General features: G+C 39.4%; 13 protein-coding genes. 7 read left to right on the top strand and 6 right to left on the bottom strand.

The annotated features are described in order from the left end of the window. The first annotated feature begins 48 nt into the window (after nucleotides 1-48). Nucleotides 49-1,350: a pyrimidine-nucleoside phosphorylase gene (locus tag A3GQ_RS0104565; protein ID WP_028776051.1), complete on the top strand. Its 1,302-nt coding sequence runs from the start codon at nucleotides 49-51 to the stop codon at nucleotides 1,348-1,350. 51 nt (nucleotides 1,351-1,401) lie between these two features. Further along, on the top strand, nucleotides 1,402-1,803 hold the full coding sequence (locus A3GQ_RS0104560) for a cytidine deaminase (RefSeq protein WP_028776050.1): 402 nt from the start codon (nucleotides 1,402-1,404) through the stop codon (nucleotides 1,801-1,803). Between the two features lie 131 nt (nucleotides 1,804-1,934). Here the strand turns inward: A3GQ_RS0104560 and A3GQ_RS0104555 are convergent, their stop codons facing one another. The 4 genes from A3GQ_RS0104555 to A3GQ_RS0104535 all read right to left on the bottom strand — a co-directional run bounded on the left by A3GQ_RS0104555 (nucleotide 1,935) and on the right by A3GQ_RS0104535 (nucleotide 5,300). Then, complete coding sequence (locus A3GQ_RS0104555; RefSeq protein ID WP_028776049.1) at nucleotides 1,935-2,510, bottom strand: PadR family transcriptional regulator; 576 nt, start codon at nucleotides 2,508-2,510, stop codon at nucleotides 1,935-1,937. A gap of 10 nt (nucleotides 2,511-2,520) precedes the next feature. Next, nucleotides 2,521-4,059 carry an MDR family MFS transporter gene (locus tag A3GQ_RS23395; protein ID WP_051271205.1) on the bottom strand — a complete coding sequence of 513 codons (1,539 nt, stop codon included), beginning with the start codon at nucleotides 4,057-4,059 and terminating at the stop codon, nucleotides 2,521-2,523. An 89-nt stretch (nucleotides 4,060-4,148) separates the two neighbouring features. Beyond that, the gene (locus tag A3GQ_RS0104545) at nucleotides 4,149-4,562 is read right to left on the bottom strand and encodes a hypothetical protein (protein WP_169818243.1); all 414 of its coding nucleotides are present in this window, start codon (nucleotides 4,560-4,562) and stop codon (nucleotides 4,149-4,151) included. A 207-nt stretch (nucleotides 4,563-4,769) separates the two neighbouring features. Then, nucleotides 4,770-5,300, bottom strand: a complete 531-nt coding sequence (locus A3GQ_RS0104535; protein WP_028776047.1) for a VOC family protein — start codon at nucleotides 5,298-5,300, stop codon at nucleotides 4,770-4,772. Between the two features lie 436 nt (nucleotides 5,301-5,736). Between A3GQ_RS0104535 and A3GQ_RS0104530 the strand changes: the two genes are divergently transcribed. Next, entirely contained in the window at nucleotides 5,737-6,936 is a 1,200-nt protein-coding gene (locus A3GQ_RS0104530) for an erythromycin esterase family protein (protein WP_028776046.1), read from the top strand. Between the two features lie 287 nt (nucleotides 6,937-7,223). Here A3GQ_RS0104530 and A3GQ_RS0104525 read toward each other — a convergent pair whose 3' ends face one another. Further along, nucleotides 7,224-7,652 carry a DUF6526 family protein gene (locus tag A3GQ_RS0104525; protein ID WP_028776045.1) on the bottom strand — a complete coding sequence of 143 codons (429 nt, stop codon included), beginning with the start codon at nucleotides 7,650-7,652 and terminating at the stop codon, nucleotides 7,224-7,226. A gap of 535 nt (nucleotides 7,653-8,187) precedes the next feature. Next, nucleotides 8,188-8,769, bottom strand: a complete 582-nt coding sequence (locus A3GQ_RS0104515; protein ID WP_028776044.1) for a TetR/AcrR family transcriptional regulator — start codon at nucleotides 8,767-8,769, stop codon at nucleotides 8,188-8,190. Between the two features lie 298 nt (nucleotides 8,770-9,067). On the opposite strand from A3GQ_RS0104515, the gene A3GQ_RS0104510 reads away from it, so the two are divergent. The 4 genes from A3GQ_RS0104510 (at nucleotide 9,068) to A3GQ_RS0104490 (ending at nucleotide 13,080) form a co-directional block, all read left to right on the top strand. Then, nucleotides 9,068-10,279: an MFS transporter gene (locus A3GQ_RS0104510; protein WP_245596743.1), complete on the top strand. Its 1,212-nt coding sequence runs from the start codon at nucleotides 9,068-9,070 to the stop codon at nucleotides 10,277-10,279. Nucleotides 10,280-10,356: 77 nt separating this feature from the next. After that, complete coding sequence (locus A3GQ_RS23390; protein ID WP_051271203.1) at nucleotides 10,357-10,653, top strand: hypothetical protein; 297 nt, start codon at nucleotides 10,357-10,359, stop codon at nucleotides 10,651-10,653. 87 nt (nucleotides 10,654-10,740) lie between these two features. Then, nucleotides 10,741-11,334 carry a GNAT family N-acetyltransferase gene (locus A3GQ_RS0104500; protein WP_169818242.1) on the top strand — a complete coding sequence of 198 codons (594 nt, stop codon included), beginning with the start codon at nucleotides 10,741-10,743 and terminating at the stop codon, nucleotides 11,332-11,334. Nucleotides 11,335-12,105: 771 nt separating this feature from the next. Beyond that, the gene (locus tag A3GQ_RS0104490) at nucleotides 12,106-13,080 is read left to right on the top strand and encodes a pyridoxal-phosphate dependent enzyme (protein WP_028776041.1); all 975 of its coding nucleotides are present in this window, start codon (nucleotides 12,106-12,108) and stop codon (nucleotides 13,078-13,080) included. The last annotated feature ends 331 nt before the right edge of the window (nucleotides 13,081-13,411 follow it).

The following is a 13,411-nucleotide window of genomic DNA, read 5'->3' as shown; positions in this document are numbered from 1 at the left end:
CCCACGATTCAAACTGTAGGTTAAGACTATAAAAGGAGTGGTGATCGGATGAGAATGGTAGATATTATCGCGAAAAAACGTGATGGAAAAGAACTAACAAAAGAGGAAATTCAATTTTTTATTCAAGGGTATACGGACGGAACCATACCTGATTATCAAGCAAGTGCTCTTGCAATGGCTATTTTTTTTCAAGATATGTCTGATCGTGAGCGTGCTGATTTAACGATGGCTATGGTGGAATCAGGAGAAACAGTTGATTTATCCGCGATTGAAGGGATGAAAGTAGATAAACATTCCACAGGTGGAGTTGGCGATACAACTACATTAGTTTTAGGACCATTGGTAGCTGCTTTAGATGTTCCCGTTGCGAAAATGTCTGGACGAGGTTTAGGACATACAGGTGGCACCATAGATAAATTAGAAGCAGTAGAAGGATTTCATGTTGAAATTACGAAAGAGCAATTTATTGATATCGTAAACCGCAATAAGGTTGCCATTATAGGACAAAGTGGAAATTTAACACCTGCAGACAAAAAGATGTATGCACTCCGTGATGTGACAGGAACGGTAAATTCCATTCCCTTAATCGCAAGTTCGATAATGAGTAAAAAAATTGCGGCTGGTGCGAATTCAATTGTCCTTGATGTGAAGACAGGTGCAGGCGCATTCATGAAGACAGAAGACGATGCGAAAGAATTAGCACATGCAATGGTGCGAATCGGAAAAGATGTTGGTCGTCAAACCATGGCTGTTATATCCGATATGTCACAGCCTCTAGGTTTTGCGATTGGTAATGCTCTGGAAGTGAAGGAAGCAATAGATACATTAAGAGGAGAAGGTCCAGAAGACTTAACCGAATTGGTACTTGTATTAGGAAGTCAAATGGTTGTACTTGCAAAAAAAGCAGACACGTTAGAAGAAGCGCGTGAAATGTTAAAAGAAGTGATGAAAAACGGAAAAGCCATTGAAAAATTCAAAGAGTTTTTGCGTAACCAAGGTGGAGATAGCTCGATAGTAGATCATCCAGAAAAATTACCGCAAGCTAAATATGTACTGGATGTACCTGCTAAGGCATCAGGGGTTGTTTCTAACATGGTGGCAGATGAGATTGGTATCGCTGCAATGCTTTTAGGCGCAGGTCGTGCAACAAAAGAAGATGAGATTGATTTAGCAGTTGGCTTACTATTGCGTAAAAAAGTTGGCGATGCTGTAAAAGAAGGTGAACCATTGGTTACCATCTATGCAAATCGTGAAGATGTGGAAGATGTAAAAGCAAAGATTTATGAAAATATTTCGATATCAGACAAAGCGGAGGCTCCTAAATTAATTCATACCATAATAACGGATTAATAGGGTAATATCGGACTAGCCTGCTCAAAAAACAGAAGAGGATGGTCAATGATGGAATGGAAACAACTTATTGATGAAGCAATATCGGCGAGTAAACATGCTTATGTCCCATATTCCAACTTCAAAGTAGGAGCAGCGCTGCTGACTGCTGACAATACGATCTATCGCGGATGTAATATTGAAAACGCCTCCTACGGACTGACAAACTGTGCAGAACGGACGGCAGTGTTTAAGGCAGTTTCAGAAGGAGTAAAGAAGATCCAGGCGATCGCGGTTGTAGGAGACACAGAAGGACCGATTGCACCATGCGGTGCGTGCAGACAAATCCTTGCCGAATTTTGTGAAGATGATACACCGATCATTTTGGCAAACGTAAAAGGAGATTTTGAAATAACAACGATCAATAAATTGCTACCGGGATATTTTTCATCAAAAGACTTACAAAATAAGTAGACCTCCAGTGGGAAGCTTAGGATTATTCACCGTCTTTGTGGATTCTTTTTCTAACAAGTAATAACCAAAAGCAGTTAAGGGAAAATGCCTCTGTTACAACGGTTTCGTTGGTGACAGAGGCATTTTTTGTGTTAGTTGTCATCGGCGTCCAGGTCCCATGCTTCCCCTATGACGCCAAGCCGGCCTTGCTTCGCATCTTGCAACAGGCGACGCAGCCATTTTGCTTCGGTCTTGGCGTGCATGTAACAGCCTGCCATCAGATGCAGCACCGATTTTGGTACAGTATGGATGTGTTCCTCGTAGACAATGCGCATTTGCGCTGTTAGCTGCTCTGCTACTTCCAGCTTGTGCGTGATCAGCTCAGCAATTTTTGCTTGATCGCCATGGAAAGCGAATGGAAGGGAGGTGTACAACGGGTTTTCGAGCGTTGTATCCGTTGAAAATTGCTTTATCAGCAGCACCTGAAACAGCTTCCGTCCATGATCCGTGATACGGTAAATCGTGCGGTCTGGTCGATTGGATTCTTTCATGATGTTGACAATCTCAATGCAAGCATCTTTCTTGAGTTGGTCGACTGCATAATAAAGCGAACCGTCCTTGACTTTAATGAACTTGAGTAGATGACGTTCTTTTAGAAGCTGCCTGATTTCATAAGGATGCATATCTTTTTCAAGAAGGAGGCCGAGAATCAGAAGTTTCATAGACATGTTTGCTCACCTACCTCGACTGGAACGATGGACGTTCGCTATGTGCAGGATTGGTAGCGCTTTGCTTCCCTTGCCGCGTCTGATGAATACCGGCTTTGGTCATCATTATTGCGATGAAAAAAGCGGCAATGGGAAGCAGTATTTCCCATTGGAACACGACGATAATGGAGTCTGCGAGTGCAGCGAGTAACTGCTTCAACGCAGGAGCCGGGATTTGCTCTTGGAACTCGGGCTGCAACAAGCCACGGCCATCGCCGATGTGCTCCACGAACGGAGCAGGAATGCGGCTGTGCAAGCTGTTCGACTGGATGACGCCGAACACAGTGACACCAAGCGCAGAGCCGATCGTTCGGAAGAAAATGACGAGTGATGTCGCTGCTCCTTTATATTGCGGCTGAATGTCATGCAGAGCTGACATGTTGAGCACTGGGTAGTTGACGCCAATGCCGAGACCGATGACTACCATATAGGTGGTGATCATGAGATTTGACGTGTCCGCGCTCATCGTGCTCAGCAGCGATACACCAATTAGGACCACAAGGGTGGAGATGATCATAAGTGTGCGATAGCTGAATCTGCTCAAGAAGCGACCTCCGAATACGGAGCTGAAAACTACGCCAAGCATCATAGGTGTCATGATTGTACCTGCAGTACTGGCGGAGCCGCTTTTGACGCCCTGAATGAAGAGTGGGATATAGGATGCTCCGACCATCATGACGGCACCGTAAATGAAGCTGAGGATCTGGCTGGTAGTGAACAACTTGCTCTGAAATAGGGATAGTTTCACGATCGGATCGGAAGCAACTTTCGCTTCTACAAATAGGAAGAGTGCGACAAATACAGCAGATACAACAAATAAAGAGACGATCTGCCAAGAGCCCCAGGCATAATTTTTTCCTCCAAGCTCAAGTGCGAACATAAGGCTTAACACAGAAACCATAAGCGTTACGGCGCCTATATAGTCGATTTTCTGTTTGTTGTGTTTTTTCGATTCGTGATAGAACACCAGCAGCACAACCGTAGCGATGATGCCGATTGGCAGATTGATGAGAAATATCCATTTCCAGTTCAGGTAATCTGTGAAATATCCGCCAATGCTTGGTCCGAATACACTCGAAAGACCGAAGACCGCGCCTAACAGACCGTTCATTTTTCCTCGTTTCTCCGGCTGGAAAATGTCGAAGATGATTGTAAAAGCGATCGGCATCAACGCGCCGCCGCCGATGCCTTGCATCGCGCGAAATACGATTAATTGCGTCATATTATCAGCTGTTGCACAAAGTGCCGAGCCGATCATGAAAAGTATGAGGCCGAATACAAAAAACAGCTTTCGTCCGTACATGTCGGATAGTTTGCCAAAAATCGGTGTGAAGACGACGGAGGCAATCATGTATGCGGAAAACACCCACACGAACTTGTCGAGTCCGCCGAGTTCTTTGACGATCGTCGGCATTGCCGTAGAGACGATCGTCTGGTCGAGTGCGGTCATAAAAATACCGAGTAGCAGCGCCAGCAGCGTCCAGCTCGTTTTTGATTTCTGTTGGTTCATTTTCAAGTTCCTCTCTTTCACATCTGTATATAAGAAAATAAACTACTTCCAAATTCATTATACTCAAATTTGAGTATATAGCAATCTTATTAAATTTGACTTGAGTCATATCTTTTTTTAAAAAAACAAAAAGAGCCTTTAGTTATCAGACTCTTGATCGAAATTTCATTGATCCTGTGGCATTTTTTCTTCTTTGGTCTAAAGGTGAGATTAAAATAATTCGTACATAATGTACCCATTTCCCTCACGTTGTTAGCTACTTTGACAGGGATATCTTTGATTTTGTCTTTTTCTGTTGTACAAACAGAGCATCTATACTTGTGTTCATCTGGAATAGTGGTGGCATTATCCCCTTTAATCACTTCTACACATTCTCCACAAAAAAACTCTTCTTCATCCAAGGGATTAAGGATGGTAATAGGGGAACGCTCTCCCTTTTTGTGTATTTTTCGGCATTTGGAGCATAGATATTTTTCTTTTGACGCATTGGCTTTTGCATCCAAATAGTACTAGAAAAGAGTAATACAATTCAACCGATTATTTACCTTAATGTGTAGGTAGTCGGTTGAATTGTGTCTAAAATATGTCTCGGTGTGTGTTTTTCCCGAAATGCTACGGTGATCCCTCAATCTCCTTGCTTTACTTTTCAAGAGAGATTCCTCAAAAAATAAAAAGGCCTCTCTAAAATGAAGGCCATTGTAAAACAAATATTATTCTTTTTCAGAAGGATAAATGGTGTACATATCTGGTGGGAGTTCCATATCTGGAGAATTTCCAAGTTCGTATGAAAATCCTAGCTTATCTTCTGTATTTAAATAATAGTGTACATCTTCTCCAAAACTACCATCTTGGGTAATCTTTAAACTTTTTGTTTTATATTTTTCTAGCGTCGATAACAGTACTGTTTTATCAGCGATTTTTTCTTTGATATGATGCAGTCCTTCCCCAGTATCTCTCAAAAATTCCTCATAGATGGTAGGACCAGATACTGGTTGAATCAATTCGAATTGATTATTACTTACATTTGCCATGGCGATGATAAATTCAAATGGCACTTCCGCTAATGCCCCTTGATAATGCATGTAGTTAAGTGATTTTCCGTTCACTGTTACTACAATCCATGGACCAATGCCTAAGTTATCCACCCATGCTTTCATCGTTTTTTCGATATCAGGTGTTACTACAGCTATTTGTTGGATTTCTCTTTTTTGATTATAAGTTAATAATTGTTTGTTGTTCATTTTGTGATCTCATCGTTTTTTATTTTTGGTTTCACAGATGATGACGAACCAAAATAAAAAAGATGCAAAAAAGTACAGTTTGTTTTAATGTTTTTTGTGATGGAAGTATTTTATCAATTCTATTTTATAATGATTTTATAAGTATACGGAATAAAATCAGAGAGGAGCTATCAAAGTGAAAATAGATGATATATGGAAGGAATATTATCTTCCATTAAAGAAATTTATTGCTCAAAAGTTATTGGACTACAGGAATGTAAACTAGAAGATGTCGAATCATATGTGAACACTTATTTTCAGGAGTTATCAGGAAAGAACAAAAAGGTTATTGAGAAACACGGGCAGATATTTATTCCTATTGAGAATAGTTATCTTAATCATCAAATTAATTCAAGAAACTGTGGAATGCGACATTCAAGAACAAGGGTGATCATTTATGAGGAAAGTACAATCCGACTTAGATCGTAGAGGTGAGGTGATCGAGTGGATTAGGGATCATGCTCATTCCCTTATCACTATGGAGTCTGAAGATTCTTTAATTGATCTAGCAGCATTAGGTCCTATGGTATCTGATTCAAAAATCATTGGGTTTGGAGAGTCAACCCGAGGTGCCCGTAACGCTCATCAGCTTTACATCATCAAGCATCAAGCATTAAGATTTCTAGTTGAGTCTTTAAACTTCCGTTCGCTTGTCTTGGAAATGCACTGGGCTTTAGCTATCCAGCTAAATGAGTATTTGCGAACAGGTAATGGCGATCCTAGAATATTGCTCTCTAGAGCTTGGGGGCCTTTGCAAACAGAAGAAGTACTTGAAGTGATTCTGTGGATGCGATCATACAATCAACAAAATCCATCTGATAGTCTACAAATATTTGGTGGTTACTCAGGGCCAATCCATTTGGAAGCATTTGATGTTGTGTTTGACTATGTACAGTCAACCGCACCAGAACGGATGGAAGAGCTCAAAACCCACTTTTCGATACTCCGTCCTTCTCGTGACATGGATGAGCATGCTAAATGGTACTCCAAACAGCAAAACAAACAAGCTTTCATCGATCATGCTCAACAGGTCTATATACTTATATGTAATCTCCCTACTTACAACGGTTATGAACTCGCGATTCAGTATGCCCGTTTTATCTTGGAATTTTATGAACATCAAGGCATAGATAATCTTTCCATCGACCAACGATTTGCAAAAAATATCATCTTATGGCACAAACATACTGGTAACAAGATTGTCTATTGGGGTGGAATTGGACATACAGCTAATAATAACATGCTCAAGAGCGGATATAGTCAGGGCAGTTACCTTCGGGATTACTTTGGAAAAGATTATGTTTCTATTGGTTTAACTTTTCATTATGGATTAGGACAGAATCCTATTTCGTTCCCTCCCTCAGATTTTGTGGAAGCAGTTCTTAGTAAAGCTAAACTGGATATGTATATTCTGGACCTGCATGTGAAAAAGCCAGAATCGGTCAAAGCGTGGCTTAACACCCCAACAAAAGTACGTGCGATTGGCCCTTACTATGATCCCCAAACAGAACCTCCACATATAAATGGACTATTAAGTAGTTGGTTTGACATCCTTTTACACACACATGAGGTAACCCCTGCCATTTCATTAAAATAACTGGCGAAGTGGTGTGCAATGCCCGCGTGACTAATCACACGGGGCATTGTATTTAAATAGAAAAATAATAGGGTAAACTTCCGCATAAAAAATAGCAAATAAGCCGCTTTAAGGGAAACTGGGACGTCAGGGGACACTGAGCAATGTTAAATAAGTTAAACCAGCTCTAATATAAAAAAGCTGGTCTTTTTGTCTTATGGTTATAACTTACAAGGGAGATAATTTCTTATATAAATAAATATAATTCTACTTTGCGGTCTATGGTAGAAATCCTGTCACTGGGCCTACTAAACACGATTATGATCTGCTCTCCAGTTTTTTATCTCTTGTTTGATTTCTTTAGGAGTCAGATTTTCTTCGATAGTTTCCCTGCACAAATGGGGAAATTCTTCATCTGAAGCAAAACGTAAGGCAACGATTTGTTTTATTGTTAAATAAGAATCCATTTGCTTTCCGGTTAAGATGTAATGGCGTAAGCTCTCTTCAGCACGAATCGCACGATCTTGAACCTTCGTTGCAAACAGTCGTGCAAAGAAAAGTCCGATAGTTGTGATTAATGCGACCAGAAGAATAAGGGATGCAGGAATCCATGGCCCTTCATTAGTCATAGACCACACCCAATAAACAATAGCTGACAGAGTAGTTAGTAGAGCTAATGGGGCTAAAAAATAATGAAATACAGGAACTATCTGAGCGTGATTTTTATAATTTTGCATATTTCTCCACCTCTCATTAGAATTTATGTATTACAACATGTATCATATAACAAAACGACACTCATCGTTTGACAATGAGGGGATCCGTCCGAGATAAGTTCAAAAGCGGCACGATAGATTCATATATTTTCCAGAGTGGTCCCTCATGTGTGAATCGGTACCTTACCCTTAATTGGGAGTACATCAATTTTCTAGGAGAGTATTCATTCGCTTGCAAACCTACTTCTCTAGATTCTCTTCATCCATTGAACATGAATTAAGCCCAAAGACTAACTTATATCCCTAGAGGGGAAATTCCGCGTTTTGACGGCGGGACCCTTAGTAAATGAACATTGATTTATGAACACAGTTACTAACCACATGTAGAGCTAAGAAATGTTGATATGATTGACTTTTATCAAGGTATCCAGAAAACTGTACCTATTACTACAATTGCCTTTAGTTGGTCATAGAAAATCATTACAGAGATGACTTTCAAGTCGCACATCATAGTTTGTCCCATAAATATAAGTGACCTCTGTCTTTGCCTCCTGCCTTATTTCAATAATGATAGTGTACTAATTATAGCATTATCAATAAAGGAACGTTCAGGACGTGATTTCATCAAAACAGTAATCCCAATCAAAGAAACAACTAAGGTTTGCGCTAAGGCTTTGGCATCTAAGTCCCTATGAAATTCACCTGATTGTATCCCGTTTTGTATCATTTCTTGAAAAATGACAGAAAGATACATTTGGTGCTCCCTTGTTAAAATTTCAAACTTTTCATCATGCGGAGCAAGTTCTACCATGGTATTGATACAAAAGCATCCCTTATTCTGATTCCCTTGGCATTTTTCTTCGACTAAGTCCTCAAAAAACAAACGTATTGTATCTTTTACCGACTTGTTATATTGAAGTTTTGAACGAATGTTAGAAATATGTAATTTTGTATAGTTACGCAGTGCTGCTTCAAACAATTTTTCTTTGTCACCAAAGGCTGAATAGATGCTTGGTCGTTGCAATTCCATATTTGTAGTCAGATCAGTCAATGATGTAGCGTGATAGCCTTTCTTCCAAAAAACCTGCATCGCGGCATCTAATGCTTTTTCCTCATCGAATTCACGTTTTCGCCCCATACTATTTTCCCTCCTTTATTTTCTAATCAAGTTAACCATTCTCCCGATATTTTCATTAATAGATATTCAAATGTCTCGGATGAAAACGTACTGTTCGGTACGAAATATATTAACAAAAACGACCTTTGATGTCAAATCGGGAACATATATACTACCTATTCACCATGGAAATCGCATGTGATTCACTTGACACACGAATTAATATGATTTATTCTTTGGGGGAAATTTCATACTGATTAGTATGAAATTTAGGAAGGGGAAAAATAGTATGCGTGCCAAAAAAATATCAACCAATCTAATGAATCACAAAGATACGGAAACAATTTTTTTAACATCTGCTACCGAATCTGTTATCACACCTTATATGAAAGTATTATTAGCAATCGCTTGTGGGTTAGCTGTTGCAAATATCTATTATGCTCATCCGCTACTTGATTCGATAGCAAATGATTTTCATATTCATCCCTCCACCATCGGGATTGTAATTACTGTTACTCAAATCTTTTATGCTATAGGTCTGATATTCCTAGTCCCACTTGGGGATTTAATAAGCCCTCGCCGCCTTATTCTAAGTCAAATGTTTATGATGAGTGTTGCTCTAGTTGTCATTTGCTTCTCACCTTCTGAGATTATCTTTTTCCTCGGAATCGCTATCGTTGGGGTACTAGCGACGATTACACAAACCATCGTTGCATATGCATCCACTCTATCTTCTCCATCTGAACGTGGAAGTATCGTTGGTTTTGTGACTAGTGGAATTGTGATAGGTATTCTTTTAGCTCGAACCATTTCTGGTATCGTTTCAGATTTAGGAGGGTGGCGTGCGGTTTATTTTACGTCTGCTGGATTTATGCTTTTTATCATTTTCTTACTTTCACAAAAACTGCCAAATGAACCATTTAGGCAATCTTCTTTATCTTATCCGAAGTTATTGCGCTCTGTACTCTTATTATTTGCTGAGGAAAGGATTCTACTTATTCGAGGCACTTTAGCATTATTTATATTCGCTACTTTTAGTACCCTATGGACTTCCTTGGTGTTACCTCTGAGTGCACCACCACACTCTCTTTCCCATACGATTATTGGAGCTTTCGGCATCGCTGGAATAGCTGGAGCTATTGCAGCTGCGAAAGCTGGACAGTTTGCAGATCGAGGGTTAGGACAAAGAACCACAGGAATTGCGCTTTTGTTATTAGTTTTCTCATGGGCTCTCATCGACCTTATAAACTACTCTCTACTTGCATTGGTGATTGGAATCATTCTTCTAGACCTCGCTGTCCAGGCTGTACATGTTACCAACCAAAGTTTTATTTTGGCAGTACGTCCTGAAGCAAGAAGTAGACTTACTGCTGCATACATGACTTTTTATTCAATCGGTAGTGCCATAGGTTCAATAACCTCAACAAATATGTATGATAAATTTGGATGGAATGGTGTCTGTCTTTTGGGAGCTTCCTTTAGTGTCATCGCCCTGATATTTTGGGTAATTACTCGTAAATCAACGGATTAATTATAGTAGGGGTAGCGCTACATGCCTATCAAGGCAATAACAAAATTGGACTTATCTCGGATGACCCCCTTAATAACATGATAAATAAAGAAGAATTAACACAAGATTCAACAGAACCAGTTTATTTACACATTGCATCAGTTCGCAATCCAAACACAAAATCTCGTAACATTCGTTATCGAGTTGCAGCCTCCATTGGTTGGAATGTTTCTTTTACAATTATGTGGGATGCAACAGTTGTTAGTCCTCAGCAAATGCAAGCTGTTGTTAATGAAGCTGGGACACTTGTTGGGCTTGCTGATGGCAGAAGTATAGGATTTGGCAGATTTGAAATAGTGGAATTCGAGATGGATGTAAGTGTGTTAGATGTTTGAATCCATTGCCTTTAGATGAATGTCATATTTACCAGATTGTTTAATAATAAATCTAATGTTATTCTGATTGTGCTTAGAAGTATAGAAATGCCGATCACACCTATAGGAGTAGTGATGCATTCAGAATATCCGATGCTAGATGGTAACCAAGTAAAATTGGTACCCCTATCGAAGGAACATTCATCAGAACTTTGGGATTCAGTTGGTAACAACCCTGAGGTTTGGAAATGGTTGCGTCTTCCGACGGTTCCGAATTCCCAAGTCGAAATTGACCTTCTAGTACAAAAGGCGATTAACGAAAGGGATCGTGGTGAACGACTCCCATTCGTTGTAGTAAATCAATCTGGACAAGTAGTTGGAAGTGTATCCCTACTTGGATTCAACCAAGAAAGCGAACGAGTAGAGATTGGTTGGGTCTTTTTCGCCCAAAAATTTTGGGGAAGAGGGTATGCTTCTAAAGCCTTGAAGTTGCTAGTACATTATGCAATTCAAGAACTTAACGCCTACAGGATTCAGTTGACAGTAATGGAAGGGAACGACAGTTCGGAACGAATGGTTCTAAAACTAGGATTTAAAAAAGAGGGTATTCTAGAAGCCTATCTGAAAAAGGTCGATGGAACTCGGTGTGATGTAGGATTGTACCGAATTCTAAAACCAGAATGGCATCCAAATGAAATGTAAATTCTAAGCCGAAAAAGTGAGTTAGAACCTAAAGAGGTTCTAACTCACACTGCTTTTTTAACTTGATGGGCATGGGATAAGTCCAAGGTAAGTACAAAATACAGCCATACAGATAGAAAAAATGTAAATAATGCGGATGCAAACGAATTTAACGGTGCTTATTGGCTCTTCGATTAAGGTGTTTAGCATTTTCCGTATCAGATTGGTTTGTATCCAGAAATACACACCAATATATCACTGTGGCCACTTATGGAGTTATCTCGGATCACCATCTTCAAGGAAAACAACTGATAATAATAAAAAAGCGAGGATTTCCCATCACTTGTGATATACTCTGTTCTAACATCAAAACTCTCTCAATTGCCTGATCGGTTATCGCTGGTCAGGTTTTTTTGTTTTTCCCCTCTGTTTTTATGATGATATAGAAGATATAAATGCTCTTTCTGGATACCTTTGTCTTGGAAATATCCAGGTGTTTGATCAGCATGGCAATATCCCTCGCTTTCATTCATCTAAACAACCAATATGACTATCATGCTGGTTGTTAATGATCAGCCTTCCATGAATGAAAGAGGTATTCAGCTCTGTATTTAGGTGAGTGAATACCTTGCATGTATCATAAACAAATAAGTGAATTTGCTTTATAAGCAGTATCGACTGCCAGATTACGTTAATAGTAATATGAATATAATTTTGTAATGTAATAATCACAAAGCGTATTATATTGAATAGGATGCTTATACCTATAAAAAAGGGACAGGTGGTTTAAAATTGTCGTTAAAAGTTGATTATTCGTCTGTTAGACAAGCATTAGAACGAATTGATAGGGTAGTTCATCATACACCTGTGATGACTTCGAAAACATTAAACAATATCACAGGATACGAGATATTTTTAAAGTGCGAAAATTTCCAGCGAGGGGGTGCCTTTAAGTTTAGAGGCGCATACAATACTATCTGTCAATTAACGAAAGAAGAGAAAGAAAAAGGAGTTATCGCTTTTTCTTCTGGGAATCATGCTCAAGCCGTAGCTTTAGCTTCCAAATTGTTAGGCGTTCATGCAGTGAATTGTATGCCCTCAGATTCTCCTTCCATTAAAAAGGAAGCAGCTAAAGGATATGGTGGGGAATCTATTTTTTATGATCGGTTTCGCGAAAATCGAGAAGAGATAGCTAGTCGTTTCTCAGAAGAAAAAGGGATGAGTTTGATTCCGCCATACGATGATCCTAGAGTTATAGCAGGAGCAGGTACAGCGGCTCTTGAGTTGCTCCAAGAAGTAGAGTCGCTAGATACTATTGTTGTTCCTATTGGAGGTGGAGGGTTAATCTCTGGTACTTCTATTGCAGCACATGGTTTTAATAGCAAAACTCGCATTTTTGGTGTGGAGCCAGAAAGTGCTAATGATACATTGATTTCTTTAAGAAAGAGAAATCGAATAAGTATTGATCCATCTAATACTATTGCGGATGGTTTACGTGCAACTACTCCTGGCACACTTACTTTCCCGATTATTCAAGAACATGTAGAAGATATTGTCACGGTTACAGACGATGAGATTATGCGAGCCATTTATTTTGCTGTGACTAGACTAAAAATAATAATGGAACCTTCTGCAGCTGTTACTTTAGCAGCTTTACTAGCAAATCGTTTCCCGATACAAAAGAAGAGAATTGGTGTTATTGTTAGTGGTGGTAATATTGATCCTCTTTTACTTGCGGAAGTCTGCCAATTGAATAGTGAATTTTGACAAAAAACTCGAATCATAAGTGAATAATCTTTGATTCGGGTTTTTGCTCATACTAGACAGAATATTATACTTGTGTTCATGTTGTGTTGATTAACTAACATCTAGGAGGAGATATACCATTTTATGGGGTGAAACACCTGTTCATTGGGTAAGTTTGGTGTAGTATATTTCACAGAAGACAAGATGGGAGGGAGTATCCTTTGTGACAAGGAAATACAAAATGGACTGATCCTACTTGTGGATGTCATTTTGTATGAATTGCAAATAGTATGGACGACATGACTTGGCATTGTGTGCCTCCATATCGATTTTTATGAAGGTCTTTTTCTGT

Source organism: Shimazuella kribbensis DSM 45090 (assembly GCF_000428065.1).
Classification (GTDB): domain Bacteria; phylum Bacillota; class Bacilli; order Thermoactinomycetales; family Thermoactinomycetaceae; genus Shimazuella; species Shimazuella kribbensis.
This window is presented reverse-complemented; position numbering and strand designations above follow the sequence as displayed.

Excerpts from the sequence above, each read along its gene's own strand:
- A3GQ_RS0104510 (WP_245596743.1), top strand. The coding sequence starts at position 9,068 with ATGAATCACAAAGATACGGAAACAATTTTTTTAACATCTGCTACCGAA.
- A3GQ_RS0104525 (WP_028776045.1), bottom strand. The coding sequence starts at position 7,652 with ATGCAAAATTATAAAAATCACGCTCAGATAGTTCCTGTATTTCATTAT.
- A3GQ_RS0104565 (WP_028776051.1), top strand. The coding sequence starts at position 49 with ATGAGAATGGTAGATATTATCGCGAAAAAACGTGATGGAAAAGAACTA.
- A3GQ_RS0104560 (WP_028776050.1), top strand. The coding sequence starts at position 1,402 with ATGGAATGGAAACAACTTATTGATGAAGCAATATCGGCGAGTAAACAT.
- A3GQ_RS0104530 (WP_028776046.1), top strand. The coding sequence starts at position 5,737 with ATGAGGAAAGTACAATCCGACTTAGATCGTAGAGGTGAGGTGATCGAG.
- A3GQ_RS0104515 (WP_028776044.1), bottom strand. The coding sequence starts at position 8,769 with ATGGGGCGAAAACGTGAATTCGATGAGGAAAAAGCATTAGATGCCGCG.
- A3GQ_RS0104500 (WP_169818242.1), top strand. The coding sequence starts at position 10,741 with ATGCCGATCACACCTATAGGAGTAGTGATGCATTCAGAATATCCGATG.
- A3GQ_RS0104555 (WP_028776049.1), bottom strand. The coding sequence starts at position 2,510 with ATGTCTATGAAACTTCTGATTCTCGGCCTCCTTCTTGAAAAAGATATG.
- A3GQ_RS23395 (WP_051271205.1), bottom strand. The coding sequence starts at position 4,059 with ATGAACCAACAGAAATCAAAAACGAGCTGGACGCTGCTGGCGCTGCTA.
- A3GQ_RS0104535 (WP_028776047.1), bottom strand. The coding sequence starts at position 5,300 with ATGAACAACAAACAATTATTAACTTATAATCAAAAAAGAGAAATCCAA.
- A3GQ_RS23390 (WP_051271203.1), top strand. The coding sequence starts at position 10,357 with ATGATAAATAAAGAAGAATTAACACAAGATTCAACAGAACCAGTTTAT.